At 71.1% G+C, this 13,993-nt stretch carries 10 protein-coding genes and 2 tRNA genes; 4 read left to right on the plus strand and 8 right to left on the minus strand.

What is annotated here, in order from left to right; all coding sequences use genetic code 11:
• Positions 1-60 precede the first annotated feature (60 nt).
• Both tsf and rpsB read right to left on the minus strand, forming a co-directional pair.
• Positions 61-951 carry a translation elongation factor Ts gene (gene tsf, locus V6M57_RS10555; RefSeq protein ID WP_332814948.1) on the minus strand — a complete coding sequence of 297 codons (891 nt, stop codon included), beginning with the start codon at positions 949-951 and terminating at the stop codon, positions 61-63.
• A 72-nt stretch (positions 952-1,023) separates the two neighbouring features.
• Complete coding sequence (gene rpsB / locus V6M57_RS10560) at positions 1,024-1,776, minus strand: 30S ribosomal protein S2 (RefSeq protein WP_332814949.1); 753 nt, start codon at positions 1,774-1,776, stop codon at positions 1,024-1,026.
• A gap of 182 nt (positions 1,777-1,958) precedes the next feature.
• Here rpsB and V6M57_RS10565 point away from each other — a divergent pair, with 182 nt between their 5' ends.
• Genes V6M57_RS10565 through V6M57_RS10575 form a run of 3 tightly spaced genes read left to right on the plus strand, consistent with a single transcriptional unit; the run spans position 1,959 to position 6,055 of the window.
• A complete protein-coding gene (locus V6M57_RS10565) occupies positions 1,959-3,293 on the plus strand; it encodes an amidase (protein WP_332814950.1) in 1,335 nt (444 codons plus the stop codon).
• Between the two features lie 20 nt (positions 3,294-3,313).
• Positions 3,314-4,585 carry a D-amino acid dehydrogenase gene (locus V6M57_RS10570; RefSeq protein ID WP_332814951.1) on the plus strand — a complete coding sequence of 424 codons (1,272 nt, stop codon included), beginning with the start codon at positions 3,314-3,316 and terminating at the stop codon, positions 4,583-4,585.
• A gap of 27 nt (positions 4,586-4,612) precedes the next feature.
• Entirely contained in the window at positions 4,613-6,055 is a 1,443-nt protein-coding gene (locus V6M57_RS10575; protein WP_332814952.1) for an NAD(P)H-hydrate dehydratase, read from the plus strand.
• A 34-nt stretch (positions 6,056-6,089) separates the two neighbouring features.
• Here V6M57_RS10575 and rnr read toward each other — a convergent pair whose 3' ends face one another.
• Positions 6,090-8,297 carry a ribonuclease R gene (gene rnr / locus V6M57_RS10580; RefSeq protein WP_442968814.1) on the minus strand — a complete coding sequence of 736 codons (2,208 nt, stop codon included), beginning with the start codon at positions 8,295-8,297 and terminating at the stop codon, positions 6,090-6,092.
• A gap of 58 nt (positions 8,298-8,355) precedes the next feature.
• Between rnr and V6M57_RS10585 the strand changes: the two genes are divergently transcribed.
• Positions 8,356-8,440, plus strand: a tRNA-Leu gene (locus V6M57_RS10585).
• 92 nt (positions 8,441-8,532) lie between these two features.
• On the opposite strand, the gene rimO is transcribed toward V6M57_RS10585, so the two are convergent.
• The 5 genes from rimO to V6M57_RS10610 all read right to left on the minus strand — a co-directional run bounded on the left by rimO (position 8,533) and on the right by V6M57_RS10610 (position 13,910).
• Positions 8,533-9,912, minus strand: coding sequence for a 30S ribosomal protein S12 methylthiotransferase RimO (gene rimO / locus V6M57_RS10590; protein ID WP_332814953.1), 1,380 nt, complete (start codon positions 9,910-9,912; stop codon positions 8,533-8,535).
• Between the two features lie 94 nt (positions 9,913-10,006).
• The gene (phaR, locus tag V6M57_RS10595) at positions 10,007-10,540 is read right to left on the minus strand and encodes a polyhydroxyalkanoate synthesis repressor PhaR (RefSeq protein ID WP_332814954.1); all 534 of its coding nucleotides are present in this window, start codon (positions 10,538-10,540) and stop codon (positions 10,007-10,009) included.
• Positions 10,541-10,676: 136 nt separating this feature from the next.
• Positions 10,677-10,753: transfer RNA gene (locus V6M57_RS10600), tRNA-Val, on the minus strand.
• Between the two features lie 47 nt (positions 10,754-10,800).
• The gene (locus tag V6M57_RS10605; protein ID WP_332814955.1) at positions 10,801-13,008 is read right to left on the minus strand and encodes a RelA/SpoT family protein; all 2,208 of its coding nucleotides are present in this window, start codon (positions 13,006-13,008) and stop codon (positions 10,801-10,803) included.
• Entirely contained in the window at positions 13,005-13,910 is a 906-nt protein-coding gene (locus V6M57_RS10610; RefSeq protein WP_332814956.1) for an alpha/beta fold hydrolase, read from the minus strand. The genes V6M57_RS10605 and V6M57_RS10610 overlap by 4 nt, the downstream gene beginning before the upstream one ends.
• Positions 13,911-13,993 lie beyond the last annotated feature (83 nt).

Raw genomic sequence — 13,993 nt, forward strand, 5'->3', positions numbered from 1 at the left:
CAATCGAGTGTAGCGGTGCGGGGCCGCGCGCGGGTCTGGCGCCGCGCGCGGCGGGCCGGGTCAGGCGCCCTTGGCGGCGGCGACCTGGGCGGCGACTTCGGCGGCGAAGTCGTCGGACTTCTTCTCGATGCCCTCGCCCACCACGTACAGGGTGAAGCCCTTCACCGTGGTGCCGGCGGCCTTGAGCATCTGCTCCACCGTCTGCTTGTCGTTCTTGACGAACGGCTGGTTGAAGAGCGACACCTCCTTGAGGTACTTCTGCACCGAGCCCTCGATCATCCGGGCGGCGATGTCGGCCGGCTTGCCGGATTCGGCGGCCTTGGCGGTGGCGACGCTGCGCTCCTTGTCGATCAGTTCGGCCGGCACGTCGCTGGAGGCCAGCGCCACCGGCTTCATCGCCGCCACGTGCATGGCCACGTCCTTGGCCGCCACGTCGTCGCCCTCGTACTCCACCACCACGCCGATGCGGGTGCCGTGCAGGTACGAAGCGAGCTTGCTGCCGCCGGCAAGGCGCTTGAAGCGGCGGAAGCTCATGTTCTCGCCGATCTTGCCGATCAGGCCCTTGCGCACGTCTTCCAGCGTGGGACCGAAGCCGTCCTGGCTGTGGGGCAGCGCGCCCAGCGCGGCCACGTCGGCCGGGTCGTGCTTCGCGACCAGCTCCGCCGCCGCGCGGGCCATGGCGATGAAGCTGTCGTTCTTGGTGACGAAGTCGGTTTCGCAGTTGACCTCGATGAGCGCGCCGGTCGTGCCCTCGATGCTGGCGGCGACGACGCCTTCGGCGGTGATGCGGGCCGCGGCCTTGCCGGCCTTGTTGCCGAGCTTGACGCGCAGCAGCTCCTCGGCCTTTTCCATGTTGCCGTCGGCCTCGGTGAGCGCCTTCTTGCACTCCATCATCGGGGCGTCGGTCTTGGCGCGCAGTTCGGCGACCATGCTTGCGGTGATTGCTGCCATTGCTGTCCTTTCAGTATTCGGGCGGTAAAAAGGGGCCCGAGAGCCCCTTCCACGGTGCGGGGGTCGCGCGCCTTACGCGCCGGCGCCTTCCTCGACTTCGACGAACTCGTCGCCGCCTTCGGAGACGGCGCGCGCCACTTCGGACACGGCGCTGGAGCGCCCCTCCAGCACGGCGTCGGCGATGCCGCGGGCATACAGCTGCACGGCCTTGGCCGAGTCGTCGTTGCCGGGGATCACGTAGTCGATGCCCTCGGGCGAGTGGTTGGAGTCGACCACGCCGACCAGCGGGATGCCGAGCTTCTTCGCCTCGGAGACGGCGATCTTGTGGAAGCCCACGTCGATCACGAAGATGGCGTCGGGCAGGCTGTTCATGTCCTGGATGCCGCCGATGTCCTTCTCGAGCTTGTCCATCTCGCGCTGGAACATCAGCTGCTCCTTCTTGCTCATGGATTCGAGGCCGGCTTCCTGCTGCGCCTTCATGTCCTTGAGGCGCTTGATCGAGGTCTTGACCGTCTTGAAGTTGGTCAGCATGCCGCCCAGCCAGCGCTGGTCGACGAAGTGCACGCCGGCGCGGCGGGCCTCGGTGGCGACGATCTCGCGGGCCTGGCGCTTGGTGCCCACCATCAGGATGGTGCCGCGGTTGGCCGACAGCTGCTTCACGAACTTCATCGCATCCTGGAACATCGGAAGCGACTTTTCCAGGTTGATGATGTGGATCTTGTTGCGGGAGCCGAAGATGTAGGGGGCCATCTTCGGGTTCCAGAAGCGCGTCTGGTGTCCGAAATGGACGCCGGCTTCCAGCATTTCGCGCATGGAGACTGCCATGAGGGGTTCCTAGGTTGGGTCTAGAATCCGCCCCGCAATCGCTCAGGCCCTGCGGCCGTTGCGACACCTGGTTGGGACGGATTCGCGAGTTGGTCCTGCCGGTCTTGCGGCAGCCGCACCATGCGATTGCCGTCCAGCAAAACCGCGAGATTCTAGCACAGGGCCCTCCCTTTTCCTCCCCGATGGACGACCTCATCGCCACCCGCGAGCAGCTCGGCAGCGGCCGCGGCAGCGCCGCCGAAAGCTTTGCCCGGGCGCTGGCCATCGCCCGGTCGACCGCCTGCGCCCACGCCTTCGTCCGCACCCTGCCCGAAGAGGCCGCCGCGGCCGCCCGGCCGGGGGTGCAAGCGCTGCCGCTGGCGGGCCTGCCGGTCTCGGTCAAGGACCTGTTCGACGTCGAGGGCCAGGTCACCGCCGCCGGCTCGGCCGTACTGGCCGACGCGCCACCGGCCCGCGCCGACAGCACGGCCGTCGCACGCCTGCGCGCGGCCGGCGCCAGCCTGGTCGGGCGCACCAACATGACCGAGTTCGCGTTCTCGGGCGTCGGAATCAACCCGCACCACGGCACCCCGGCCAACCCGGCCGACCCGGCGACGGCGCGCATCCCCGGCGGCTCATCCTCGGGAGCGGCCGTGTCGGTGGCCACCGGCGCCGCCTTCATCGGGCTGGGCTCGGACACCGGCGGCTCGATCCGCATCCCGGCCGCGCTGTGCGGCACCGTCGGCTTCAAGAACACCGCGCGCCTGACCCCGGCCGACGGCGCCCTGCCGCTGTCCACCACGCTGGACACCGTCTGTGCCATGACCCGCTCCGTTCGCGATGCGGTGCTCGCGCACGAGATCCTCGCCAATCGCACGGTAGCGCTGGCGCGCCAGCCGCTGGCCTCGCGCCGGTTCGCCGTCGTGCGCACCCAGATGCTGGACGGCATGGACGTGACCGTGGCCCAGTCGTTCGAGGCCGCGCTGCGCGCCCTGCGCGATGCCGGCGCACGCATCGAGGAGATCGCGCTCGACGCCATCCACGACCTCGGCACGATCCAGGCCACGGGCGGCTTTTCGGCCGCCGAGAGCTACGCCTGGCACCGCGAGTTGCTGCAGCGGCGCGGCGACGGCTATGACCCGCGGGTGCGCACGCGGATCGAGCGCGGCGCCGGCATGAAGGCCTGGGAATACCTGGACCTGGTGCGCCACCGCGCCGACTGGATCCGCCGGGTCGAGGCGGCCCTGCAGGGCTTCGATGCGGTGCTGTCGCCCACCGTTCCCACCGTGGCGCCGCCGATCGCCGGGCTCGCGCCCGGGGCCGAGCGCGACGAGGCCTTCTTCCGCTGCAACGCGCTCCTGCTGCGCAACACCAGCGTGGTCAACATGCTGGACGGCTGCGCGCTGTCGCTGCCCTGCCATGCGCCCGGCAGCCTGCCCGTCGGGCTGATGCTCTGGCACGGGCCGCTGCGCGACGACACCGTGCTGGATGCCGGGCTCGTCGCCGAGGCCGCGCTGCAACCCCTGCGGCAGGGCTGAGGCCGGGCCCGGGGAATCCCTTGAAAGTCGCCGTCATCGGCGCCGGCATCGTCGGCGTCACCACCGCGTACGAGCTGGCCGCCGACGGCCACCAGGTCGTCGTCTTCGAGCGCCGCGGCGCCGCGGCCGAAGAGACCAGCTTCGCCAATGCCGGCGTGGTGGCGCCCGGCTCTGTCGCGCCCTGGGCCGCGCCCGGCATGCCGGCCAAGGTGCTGCGGTCCCTGTTCAGCCGGCATGCGCCGGTCAAGCTCACCTGGCCGGTCTCGGCCGGCGAGCTGGGCTGGATGTGGCACTGGTGGCGGGCCTGCCGGCTCGACACCTACCTGGCCAACCGCGCCCGGCTCCAGCGGCTGGCCTTCTACAGCCGCGAGCGCCTGCACTGGCTGACCGACTCGCTGCAGCTCGACTACGACCGCAGCCCGGGCTACCTGGTGCTGCTGCGCTCGGAGAAGGACCGGCGCATGGTGCAGCCCGGCCTGCAGGTCCTGCGCGAAGCCGGCGTGACCTTTCGCGAAATCGATGCGGCGGCCGCCCGTGCCGTCGAGCCTGCGCTGAACCCGGACACCGACTTCCTGGGGGCGGTCCAGCTGCCCGAGGACGAGGCCGGCAACTGCCGGCAGTTCGCGCTGCTGGTCAAGGACGCGGCGCGGGCCGCCGGCGCCCGCTTCGAGTTCAACACCACGGTGCTGCCGCTGGATCGGGCCGCGCCGACCACGCTGCAGGTGCAGCAGGGCGACGCCGCCCCGCGCGCCGACACCTTCGATTCGGTGGTGGTCTGCGGCGGCCTGGAATCGGCGGCGCTGCTGCGGCCGCTGGGCTTTCGCATCCGCATGGCGCCGGTCTACGGCTACTCGATCAGCGCACCGATCCGCGAATCGCTCCATGCGCCGCGCAGCGCGGTGATGGACGAGCGCTTCAAGGTGGCGATCACGCGCCTCGGCCGGCGCGTGCGCGTGGCCGGCAGCGCCGAGATCGGCGGCAGGCCGCAGCACAAGCGCCCGGAGGCGCTGCAGACGCTGTACAAGGTGCTGCACGACTGGTTCCCGGGCGCCGCGCAGCTCTCCAACAAGGGCGCGGCCGTGCAGGAATGGAAGGGCGCGTGCCCCATGCTGCCCGACGGCCCGCCGGTGCTCGGGGCCTCGGGCGCGCCGGGCGTGTGGCTGAACCTGGGCCATGGCTCCAGCGGCTGGGCGCTGGCCTGCGGCAGCGCCCGCGTGGTCGCCGACCTGATGGCGGGCCGCGCGCCGCTGCTGGATCTCGAAGGCCTGGGCATCGAGCGCTTGACGGCCTGACGGCGCCGGGGCCGCACAATCGGCCCCATGCTGAAGGTCACGGCCGATCGCCCCTGGTGGCTGCACGACGTCGCCGCCACGCGCCGCATCGAGCAGCAGGCGGCGGCCACGCTGCCCGCCCACACGCTGATGCAGCGGGCGGGACTGGCGACCGCGCGGCTCGCGCTGGCCATCGCGCCGCATGCGCGCCGGATCTGGGTCGCCTGCGGCCCCGGCAACAACGGCGGCGACGGGCTGGAGGCCGCGGTCCACCTGCAGCACTGGGGGAAGTCCGTGGCCGTGACGATCGCCGGCGATCCGGACCGCTTCCCGCCGGACGCCGCAGCCGCCTGGCAGAAGGGCCGCGCGGCCGGGCTGCCGCTGGTCTCGCCGCCGCCGGCCGAATGGGACCTGTGCATCGACGCCTTGCTGGGCATCGGCGCCGCGCGCCCGCTGCAGGGCGCGGTCGCCGACACGGCCGGACGGATCGCCGCCGGCCGCGGCCTCGTGCTCGCGGTGGACGTCCCGAGCGGCCTGGCCGCGGACACCGGCCAGGGCGACGGCGTGCGGGCCGACCACACCCTTTGCCTGCTCACGCTCAAGCCGGGCCTGTTCACGGCGCGCGGACGCGACGCGTCCGGACAGGTGTGGTTCGACGACCTGCAGGTGCCGGCGCCAGCCGGCTCCGCCTGCGCCGGACTGGCCGGCCCACCGCGGCGGCAGGCACGGCCGCACGCGAGCCACAAGGGCAGCTACGGCGACGTGGCGGTGGTCGGCGGGGCCCCCGGCATGGGCGGTGCGGCCGTGCTGGCCGCGCACGCAGCGCTCTCGGCCGGCGCCGGCCGCGTGTTCCTCTGCCCCCTGGACGAACGCGCCGGTGCGCTGGTGCCCGGCCTGCCGGAGCTGATGGTGCGCGACTGGGGCAGCCTGCCGCTGGAAACCCTGGCCGTCGCCTGCGGCTGCGGCGGCGGAACGGCCGTCGCCGCCGCCTTGCCCACGGTGCTGGCCCGCGCCCGGTCGCTGGTGCTGGACGCCGACGGGCTGAATGCCGTGGCGGCCGACCCCGCGCTACAGCAGGAACTGTGCAAGCGCGCCGCCCGAGGCCAGCCGACGGTGCTGAGTCCGCATCCGCTGGAAGCGGCTCGCCTGCTGGGCGCCGACACCACCCGGGTACAGGCCGACCGGCTGCGCAGCGCGGGCGAACTGGCGCAGCGCTTCGGCTGTGTGGTGGTGCTCAAGGGATCGGGGACGGTGGTCGCCGCCCCGGGCGCCCTGCCCCGCATCAACCCGACCGGCAATGCGCGCCTGGCCACCGGCGGCACCGGCGATGTACTGGCCGGCATGCTGGCGGCGGGCCTGGCCGCGGCGGAGGGCGATGCCGCCCAGCCGGCGAGCGCCGCCGTGTACCGGCACGGGCTGCTGGCCGACCGCTGGCCGGCCGATCGGCCGCTCACGGCCGGCGCCCTGGCCGGCGCCCGCCTGGCTCCCTGACCGGTGGCGCCCTGGCGACGGCGGCACGCCATGGTCAGTGCCGCGGCTTGCGCCCCTTGGCCTTGGCCGCCACCGCCTTCTTCACCGCTTCCTTGACGTTGCTCACCGGCGCGCCCTTGCCGGTCTTCCGGGCCGCGCGCCGCAAGCCGGTCGCACCCGGCGAGCCGCCCCCGGCGCCCTTGTCGCGCATGGCACGCGACTCCAGGTCCTCGCCTTCGCGCACCAGGCGGAAGTCGATCTTGCGGCCGTCCAGGTCGACCCGGCTGACCTGCACCCGCACCCGCGTGCCGATGGCATAGCGGATGCCGGTGCGCTCGCCGCGCAGCTCCTGCCGCGCCTCGTCGAACTTGAAGTACTCGCCGCCCAGCTCGGTGATGTGCACCAGCCCCTCGACGTACAGCGCATCCAGCGTGACGAAGATGCCGAAGGTGGTGGCGGCGCTGACGACGCCGCCGAACTCCTCGCCCAGGTGCTCGCGCATGTACTTGCACTTGAGCCAGGCCTCGACGTCGCGGCTGGCCTCGTCGGCACGGCGCTCGTTGGCACTGCAGTGCAGCCCGGCGGCTTCCCAGGCCTGGGTCTCGCGGCTGGTCGGGGCCGGCTTCTTCGGCTTCTGGCCGGGCGGCGCCACGCGAGTGGCCAGTCGACGCGCCAGCTTCTCGTGCGCCTCGCCCGGTGTCGGCAGCGCCGGCAAGGCGTAGTGCCGGCTGGACAGCAGGGCCTTGATCACGCGATGCACCAGCAGGTCCGGGTAGCGCCGGATCGGGCTGGTGAAGTGGGTGTAGGCATCGTAGGCCAGCCCGAAGTGGCCGCTGTTGATCGGCGTGTAGATCGCCTGCTGCATGGACCGCAGCAGCATGGTGTGGATCTGCTGCGCATCGGGGCGGTCCTTGGTCGCCTCGGCGATGCGCTGGAACTCCACCGGCATCGGCTCCTCGGAGAGGGAGATGCCCACCCCCATGGCCTTGAGGTAGTTGCGCAGGATCTCCTTCTTCTCCGGCGTGGGGCCCTCGTGCACGCGGTACAGCCCGGGGTGCTTGCCCTGCTGGATGAAGTCGGCGGCGCACACGTTGGCGGCCAGCATCGCCTCCTCGATCAGGCGGTGCGCGTCGGTGCGGGTGCGCGGGACGATCTTCTCGATGCGGCCGCCCTCGTCGCAGATGATCTGGGTCTCGGTGGTCTCGAAATCCACCGCGCCGCGCATCTCGCGCGCCTTGAGCAGGGCCCGGTAGACGTCGTGCAGGTTGATCAGGTCCGGCACCCGGTCCTTGCGCCGCTGCGCCTCGGGGCCGCGGGTGTTGGCCAGGATGGCCGCCACCTCGGTATAGGTCAGGCGGGCATGGCTCCACATCACGCCCGGGTAGAACTGGTAGGCCTGGATCTCGCCGGCGGCCGTGATCAGCATGTCGGCCACCATGCACAGGCGGTCGACCTCCGGATTGAGCGAGCACAGCCCGTTGGACAGCTTCTCCGGCAGCATCGGGATCACCCGGCGCGGGAAGTAGACGCTGGTGGCCCGGTCGTAGGCGTCGACGTCGATGGCGCTGCCGGTCTCCACGTAGTGGCTGACGTCGGCGATCGCCACCAGCAGGCGCCAGCCCTTGCCGCGGCCGACCTTGGCCGGCTCGCAATAGACCGCGTCGTCGAAGTCGCGCGCGTCCTCGCCGTCGATGGTGACCAGCGGGACATCGGTCAGGTCCACGCGGTGCTTGCGGTCGGCCGGGCGCACCTTGTCGGGCAGCACCCGGGCCATGGCGATGCAGGGCTCGGAGAACTCGTGCGGCACACCGTACTTGCGCACCGCGATCTCGATCTCCATGCCGGGGTCGTCGATCTCGCCCAGCACCTCCTTGACCCGGCCGACGGGCTGGCCGTACAGGCTGGGCGGCTCGGTGAGCTCCACCACCACCACCTGCCCCGGCTTGGCCGCGCCGGTCGCTCCCTTGGGGATGAGGACGTCCTGGCCGTAACGCTTGTCTTCCGGCGCGACCAGCCAGACGCCGCTTTCGTGCAGCAGGCGGCCGATGATCGGCTGCGGCGGGCGCTCGACGATCTCCACTACCCGGCCTTCCGGGCGGCCCTTGCGGTCGTGCCGCACGATACGCACCCGGACGCGGTCCTTGTGCAGCACCGCGCGCATCTCGTTGGGGGGCAGGTAGATGTCGGTCTCTGCGTCATCCCTCAGGACGTACCCATGGCCGTCACGATGTCCCTGGATGACGCCCTCGACTTCGTCGAGCAGGCCGGGCGTGTGTTGTGAACCGATGTTTTTGATATAGAATCCTTTTCTTTCCTGAAATGCCCAGGTGGCGGAATTGGTAGACGCACTAGTTTCAGGTACTAGCGGGTAACTCCGTGGAGGTTCGAGTCCTCTCCTGGGCACCAAGACAAATCATAAAGCCGGCCTCGTGCCGGCTTTTTCGTTGGCGGTGCGCCGCGGCCGCTGGCCGCGTTGCAGGGTACGGTGCCGGCCGCGGTCAGACCGGCACCCCGACGAGGTCGTGGCCGTCGGTCGCGACGATGCGCGCCCGCGTGAACTCCCCCACCTTGAGCTGCTTGCTCAGTTTTTCCGGCGGCAGCAGCCGCACGGTGCCGTCGATCTCCGGCGCGTCCGCGTAGCTGCGGCCCACGCCGCCCTTGCGGCCCAGTGCCGGCGCCGAATCCACCAGCACCTGCATGGTCGCGCCGACTCGGCGCCGCAGCCGGGCCGCCGAGACTTCCTCGGCCACCGCCATGAAGCGCGCCCGGCGCTCCTCGCGCACTTCGGGCGGCAGCATGCCGGGCAGCTCGTTGGCGGCCGCGCCCTCGACCGGGCTGTAGGCGAAGCAGCCGGCCCGGTCGATCTGTGCCTCGCGCAGGAAGTCCAGCAGGTGCCCGAACTCGGCCTCCGTCTCGCCGGGGAAGCCGGCGATGAAGGTGCTGCGGATCACCAGCTCGGGACAGGCCTGGCGCCAGGCGCGGATGCGCTCCAGGTTGCGCTCGCCGCTGGCCGGCCGCTTCATGCGCCGCAGCACGTCCGGGTGGCTGTGCTGGAAGGGCACGTCCAGGTAGGGCAGCACGGCGCCGGTCGCCATCAGCGGAATGATCTCGTCCACCGACGGATACGGGTACACGTAGTGCAGCCGCACCCAGGCGCCGTGCGGCTGCGCCAGTTCGCCCAGCGCCTGCACCAGCTCCAGCGTGCGCGTCTTCACCGGCCGGCCGTCGAAGAAGCCGGTGCGGTATTTCAGGTCCACGCCGTAGGCCGAGGTGTCCTGGCTGACCACCAGCAGCTCCCTGACGCCGGACTCGAACAGTGCGCGCGCCTCCCTGAGCACGTCGCCGACCGGCCGGCTGGCCAGGTCGCCGCGCATCGAGGGAATGATGCAGAAGGTGCAGCGGTGGTTGCAACCCTCGCTGATCTTCAGGTAGGCGTAGTGCCGCGGCGTCAGCTTGATGCCGGCCGGCGGCACCAGGTCCACGAACGGATCGTGCGGCTTGGGCAGGTGCGTGTGCACGTGGTCCATCACCTCCTGGGTGGCCTGCGGGCCGGTGACGGCCAGCACCGAGGGATGGACCTGCTGCACCAGCTTGCCGCCGCCGGTGCCGGCGCGCGCGCCCAGGCAGCCGGTGACGATGACCTTGCCGTTCCCGGCCAGGGCCTCGCCGATCGTGTCCAGGCTCTCCTTGACGGCGTCGTCGATGAAGCCGCAGGTGTTGACGATCACCAGGTCGGCGCCCTCGAAGGTCTTCGAGGTGCGGTAGCCCTCGGCCGAGAGCCGGGTGAGGATCAGCTCGGAGTCGGTCAGGTTCTTGGGGCAGCCGAGGCTGACGAAGCCCACCTTGGGGGCCGCCTCGGCGATGGGGGATTCACTCATGGTCTGGATTGTCCCAGAGGGGACTTACGGTGGCCGGCGCGGACTCGTGTCCTGCCGCCGGGCGTGGCTCGGGCGCGCAGCCCGGCGGGCCGCTTCAGCGCTTGCCGATGAAGGCGCCGAGCATCTGCTCGGTCTGCTTCTGCATCTGCTCCTGCATCTTCTCGAACAGGGTGCGCGACTGCTCGACGTAGCTGCCCATCAGGCCCTGCATCAGGGGGTTCTGCATGTTCATGAACTGCGACCACATCTCCGGCGTGATCTGCTTGGACTGCTCGGCCAGCCGGGCCTGGATGTCGGTGAACGCCTGCACGTTCTTCTCGAGGTAGGCGCCCATGAAGCCCTGCGCTGCATGCCCGTAGAAGCGGATGATGTTGGCCAGCGCCGCCTCGCTGAACATGGGCGCGCCGCCCGCCTCTTCCTCCAGGATGATCTGCAGCAGGATGCTGCGCGTCAGGTCCTCGTTGCTCTTGGCGTCGCGCACCACGAACGGCTCGTTCTCCATCACCAGCTGCTTGACCTCGGCCAGCGTGATGTAGGTGGAGGTGTCGGTGTCGTACAGCCGCCGGTTTGGATACTTCTTGATCACGCGCCGCGCCGGCGCGGCTGTGGCGGCTTTCTTGCTTTGCACGAGGGGCACTCCTCCTGGATTCTCCGCGGCCGCGCCGTTGCGAGCGCGCGTGCCGCAGTGCAAAAGATTCTAGGAAGGCCGCCTCGGCGCACGCCCACAGGTTTACCCTACGGTGCGGCGGCGGCAGTCGGAAGAATGGTAGGCGCGATTGGACTCGAACCAACGACCCCCACCATGTCAAGGTGGTGCTCTAACCAGCTGAGCTACGCGCCTGAATGTCGTTCGAGAGGCGGGATTGTAGCAGAGGGCAACCGGCCGACTCAGCGCCGCCGCACGGTCACCACGCCGGGCACGTCGAGCACGAGGCCGAGCACCCGGGCGAGACGGTTCGAGTCGGCGATCTCGACCGTGAAGGTCATCCAGGCGGTACCCCGCAGCGACTGCGTCTGCACGCCGACGACGTTCATCTTCTCCTTGGCGAACACCTCCGAGATGTCGCGCAGCAGGCCCTGCCGGTCGGTCGCCTCCACCGCCACGTCCACCGGGTACATCGCGGACTCGCCCGCCTTCGGCCGGCCCCACTCGACCTCGATCACGCGCTCGGGGCTGCGCCCGGCGATCTCGCGGAAGTTGCTGCAGTCGCGCCGGTGCACGCTCACGCCCTTGCCGCGCGTGACGAAGCCGGCGATCTCGTCGGGCGGGGCCGGCTTGCAGCAGCGCGCGAGCTGGGTCATGAGCGAACCGACGCCGACCACCAGCACCCCGCCGGTGGGTGACTTCTCGGTCGGCCGCGGCTTCTTCAGCAGCAGGTACTCGTCCTGCGGCAGCGGCGGCTCGGCCGGCCTGAACGCGGCCTCGACCTGGCGCAGCGAATACTCCTCCTTGCCCACCGCCAGGAACAGGTCGTCGGCCGTCCTGAATCCGAGTTGCGCGGCGAGATCCCCCAGCTTGAGCGCGGTGCGCCCCTCGCGCTGCAGCAGCTTTTCCACCGCCTCCTTGCCGCGCGCCAGCGTCTCCGCCTTGGCCTGGTCGTTGAACCAGGCCCGCACCTTGGACTTGGAGCGGTGGCCGGCCAGGAAGCCCAGTTCCGGATTGAGCCAGTCGCGCGAGGGCCCGCCCTCCTTGGCCGCCACGATCTCGACGGTCTGGCCGTTCTGCAGCGGCGTGTTCAGCGTGACCATCGCGCCGTCCACCCGGGCGCCGCGGCAGCGATGGCCCAGGCTGGTGTGCACGGTGTAGGCGAAATCCACCGGGGTGGCGCCCTGCGGCAGTTCCACGATCTGGGCGTTGGGCGTCAGCACGTAGATGCGGTCCTCGAACAGGCCCTTGCCCGCCCCCGCCAGGTCGCGCTCCCACGCCAGCAGCTGGCGCAGCACGGCCAGCTTGGCGTCGTACTCGCCCGCCGCCGTCACGCCGCCGTAGCCCTTGGCGCCCGCCTCCTTGTAGGCCCAGTGGGCCGCGACGCCGTGCTCGGCGTGCTCGTGCATGGCCTGGGTGCGGATCTGGATCTCGATCGCGCGGCCGGCCTCGTCGCGCACCACCGTGTGCAGCGACTGGTAGCCGTTCGGCTTGGGCCTGGCGATGTAGTCGTCGAACTCGGACGGGATCGATTCGAACTGCTCGTGCACCCAGGACAGCGTCTCGTAGCAGTCGCGCACTTCCGGCACGATGACGCGCAGCGCGCGGATGTCGAACACCTCCTCGAAGTCCAGCGACTTGCCGCGCATCTTCTTGACGATGCTGTAGATGTGCTTGGGCCGCCCCTGCACCTGCGCGGCAATGCCCTGGGCCTTGAGCTCCCGCTCCAGCCGCTGCCGCAGCTCCTCGACGAACGCCTCGCGCTCGGCCCGCTTCTCGTCCAGCAGCCGCGCCACCTGGTGGTAGGTCTGCGGCTCCAGGAAACGGAAGGCCAGGTCCTCCATCTCCCACTTGATCTGCCACACGCCCAGCCGGTTGGCCAGCGGCGCGAAGATGGTCAGCGCCTCGCGGGCAACGCCCGGGGTGGGCACGGTCTTGCGCGCCGCGTGCCAGCGCAGCGTCTGCAGCCGGGAAGCCAGCCGCAGCATCACCACCCGCAGGTCGCGCGAGAACGCCAGCAGCATCTTGCGCACGTTCTCGGTCTGGTCCTGCGGAACCTCGCCGGTCCGGTCGGCCTCGTCGCCGGAAGAGCGGGCCTGGCGCTGCACGCGCACCAGCGCGGTGGTCTCCAGTGCCAGCGCGGCATAGCTCTCGCCGAAAGCCTTGGCGATCACCTCCTTGGGCTGGTGCAGGTGCTGGCACGCATACACGAGGTAGCTGGCCGCCTGCATGGCCTCGGAGCCGCCCATGGTCTTGAGGATGCCGGCCACGCCGTCCGCGTGGGCCAGCGTGTTCTCGCCGGTGTCCAGCGTCTCGCCGGCGATCAGCGGCTCGGCAAAGGCGCGCGCCCGCGCCAGCGCATGGGCCTGCCGCGGCAGCGCCTGTTCGGCCGCGGCGATCAGTTCGGGAACCGCGCCGCTCTCCGCCGGCTCGACCGATTGCCGCTTCATGGCTGCAGCAGGAACGAGGCCGCGACCTGGACCTGGTCGGGCACGACGAACATCGGTGCGTGGCCCACGCCCTCGAACTCGATCAGCTGCGCGCGCGGGCCGCGCTGCGTCATCCGGAGGGCGGTTTCGCGCGCCAGCAGGTCCGATTGCGCACCGCGCGTGAGCAGGGTCCGGGCCGTGATCGCGTCGTACAGGGCCCACAGCGCGGCCTGGCCCTGCTCGGCCTCCTGCGCCGTCATGGCGCGCAGCGGCACGCCTATGGCCGGGTCGTAGTGCAGCGTGAGGCCGCCCCCGGGCAGCTCCCGCACCATGGGCCGCGACAGGGCCAGCCACTGCTCGGGCGTGTGCGGGCCGAAGCTGCTGGAGATGCGCCACATCGCATCCGCGGCTTCCTGCAAGCTGGCGAAGCGCCCGGCCTGGCCGAGGTAGGCGCCGATGCGCTCGATCGCCTGCCACTGGATCACCGGCCCGACGTCATTGAGCAGCAGGCGCCGCACCGGCGCCGGCAGCGGCAGGCCGGGCGTGCCCGCCACCGCCATGCCGATCAGCCCGCCCATGCTGGTGCCGCACCAGGACAGGTCCTGGATCGGCGACCGGGCCTGCAGTTGCCCCAGCATGGCGAGCATGTCGGCGGCATAGGTGGGCAGCGCATAGCCCTGCGGGTTCTTCAGCCAGTCGCTGCGGCCGCGGCCCACGACGTCGGGGCAGACCACGCGCAGCGGCCCGCCGCTGCCCGCCAGCAGCGCCTGCGCCAGCACGTCGAAATCGCGGCCCTGCCGCGAAAGCCCGTGCACGCAGACGATGACCCGCGCAGCGGTGGCATCGCCCCAGGTCCAGTACGCCATGCGGTGCCCGCCGTCCGCGTCGGCACAAGGTACGTAGTCGAGCGTAGGAGACGCCATGGGAAAAATCATCCGATACTTCGCGCCGTCGCGTGCCGGACCCGGCACGCACGAGTCCATCGCATCCTACCAACCCCCTTCGG

It is taken from the genome of Ramlibacter sp., from assembly GCF_036676645.1.
Taxonomy (GTDB): domain Bacteria; phylum Pseudomonadota; class Gammaproteobacteria; order Burkholderiales; family Burkholderiaceae_C; genus Ramlibacter.

Bases quoted from the DNA above. Each gene is read 5' to 3' on its own strand.
- tsf (WP_332814948.1), bottom strand. From the start codon at position 951: ATGGCAGCAATCACCGCAAGCATGGTCGCCGAACTGCGCGCCAAGACC.
- rpsB (WP_332814949.1), bottom strand. From the start codon at position 1,776: ATGGCAGTCTCCATGCGCGAAATGCTGGAAGCCGGCGTCCATTTCGGA.
- V6M57_RS10565 (WP_332814950.1), top strand. From the start codon at position 1,959: ATGGACGACCTCATCGCCACCCGCGAGCAGCTCGGCAGCGGCCGCGGC.
- V6M57_RS10575 (WP_332814952.1), top strand. From the start codon at position 4,613: ATGCTGAAGGTCACGGCCGATCGCCCCTGGTGGCTGCACGACGTCGCC.
- rimO (WP_332814953.1), bottom strand. From the start codon at position 9,912: ATGAGTGAATCCCCCATCGCCGAGGCGGCCCCCAAGGTGGGCTTCGTC.
- V6M57_RS10605 (WP_332814955.1), bottom strand. From the start codon at position 13,008: ATGAAGCGGCAATCGGTCGAGCCGGCGGAGAGCGGCGCGGTTCCCGAA.
- V6M57_RS10610 (WP_332814956.1), bottom strand. From the start codon at position 13,910: ATGGCGTCTCCTACGCTCGACTACGTACCTTGTGCCGACGCGGACGGC.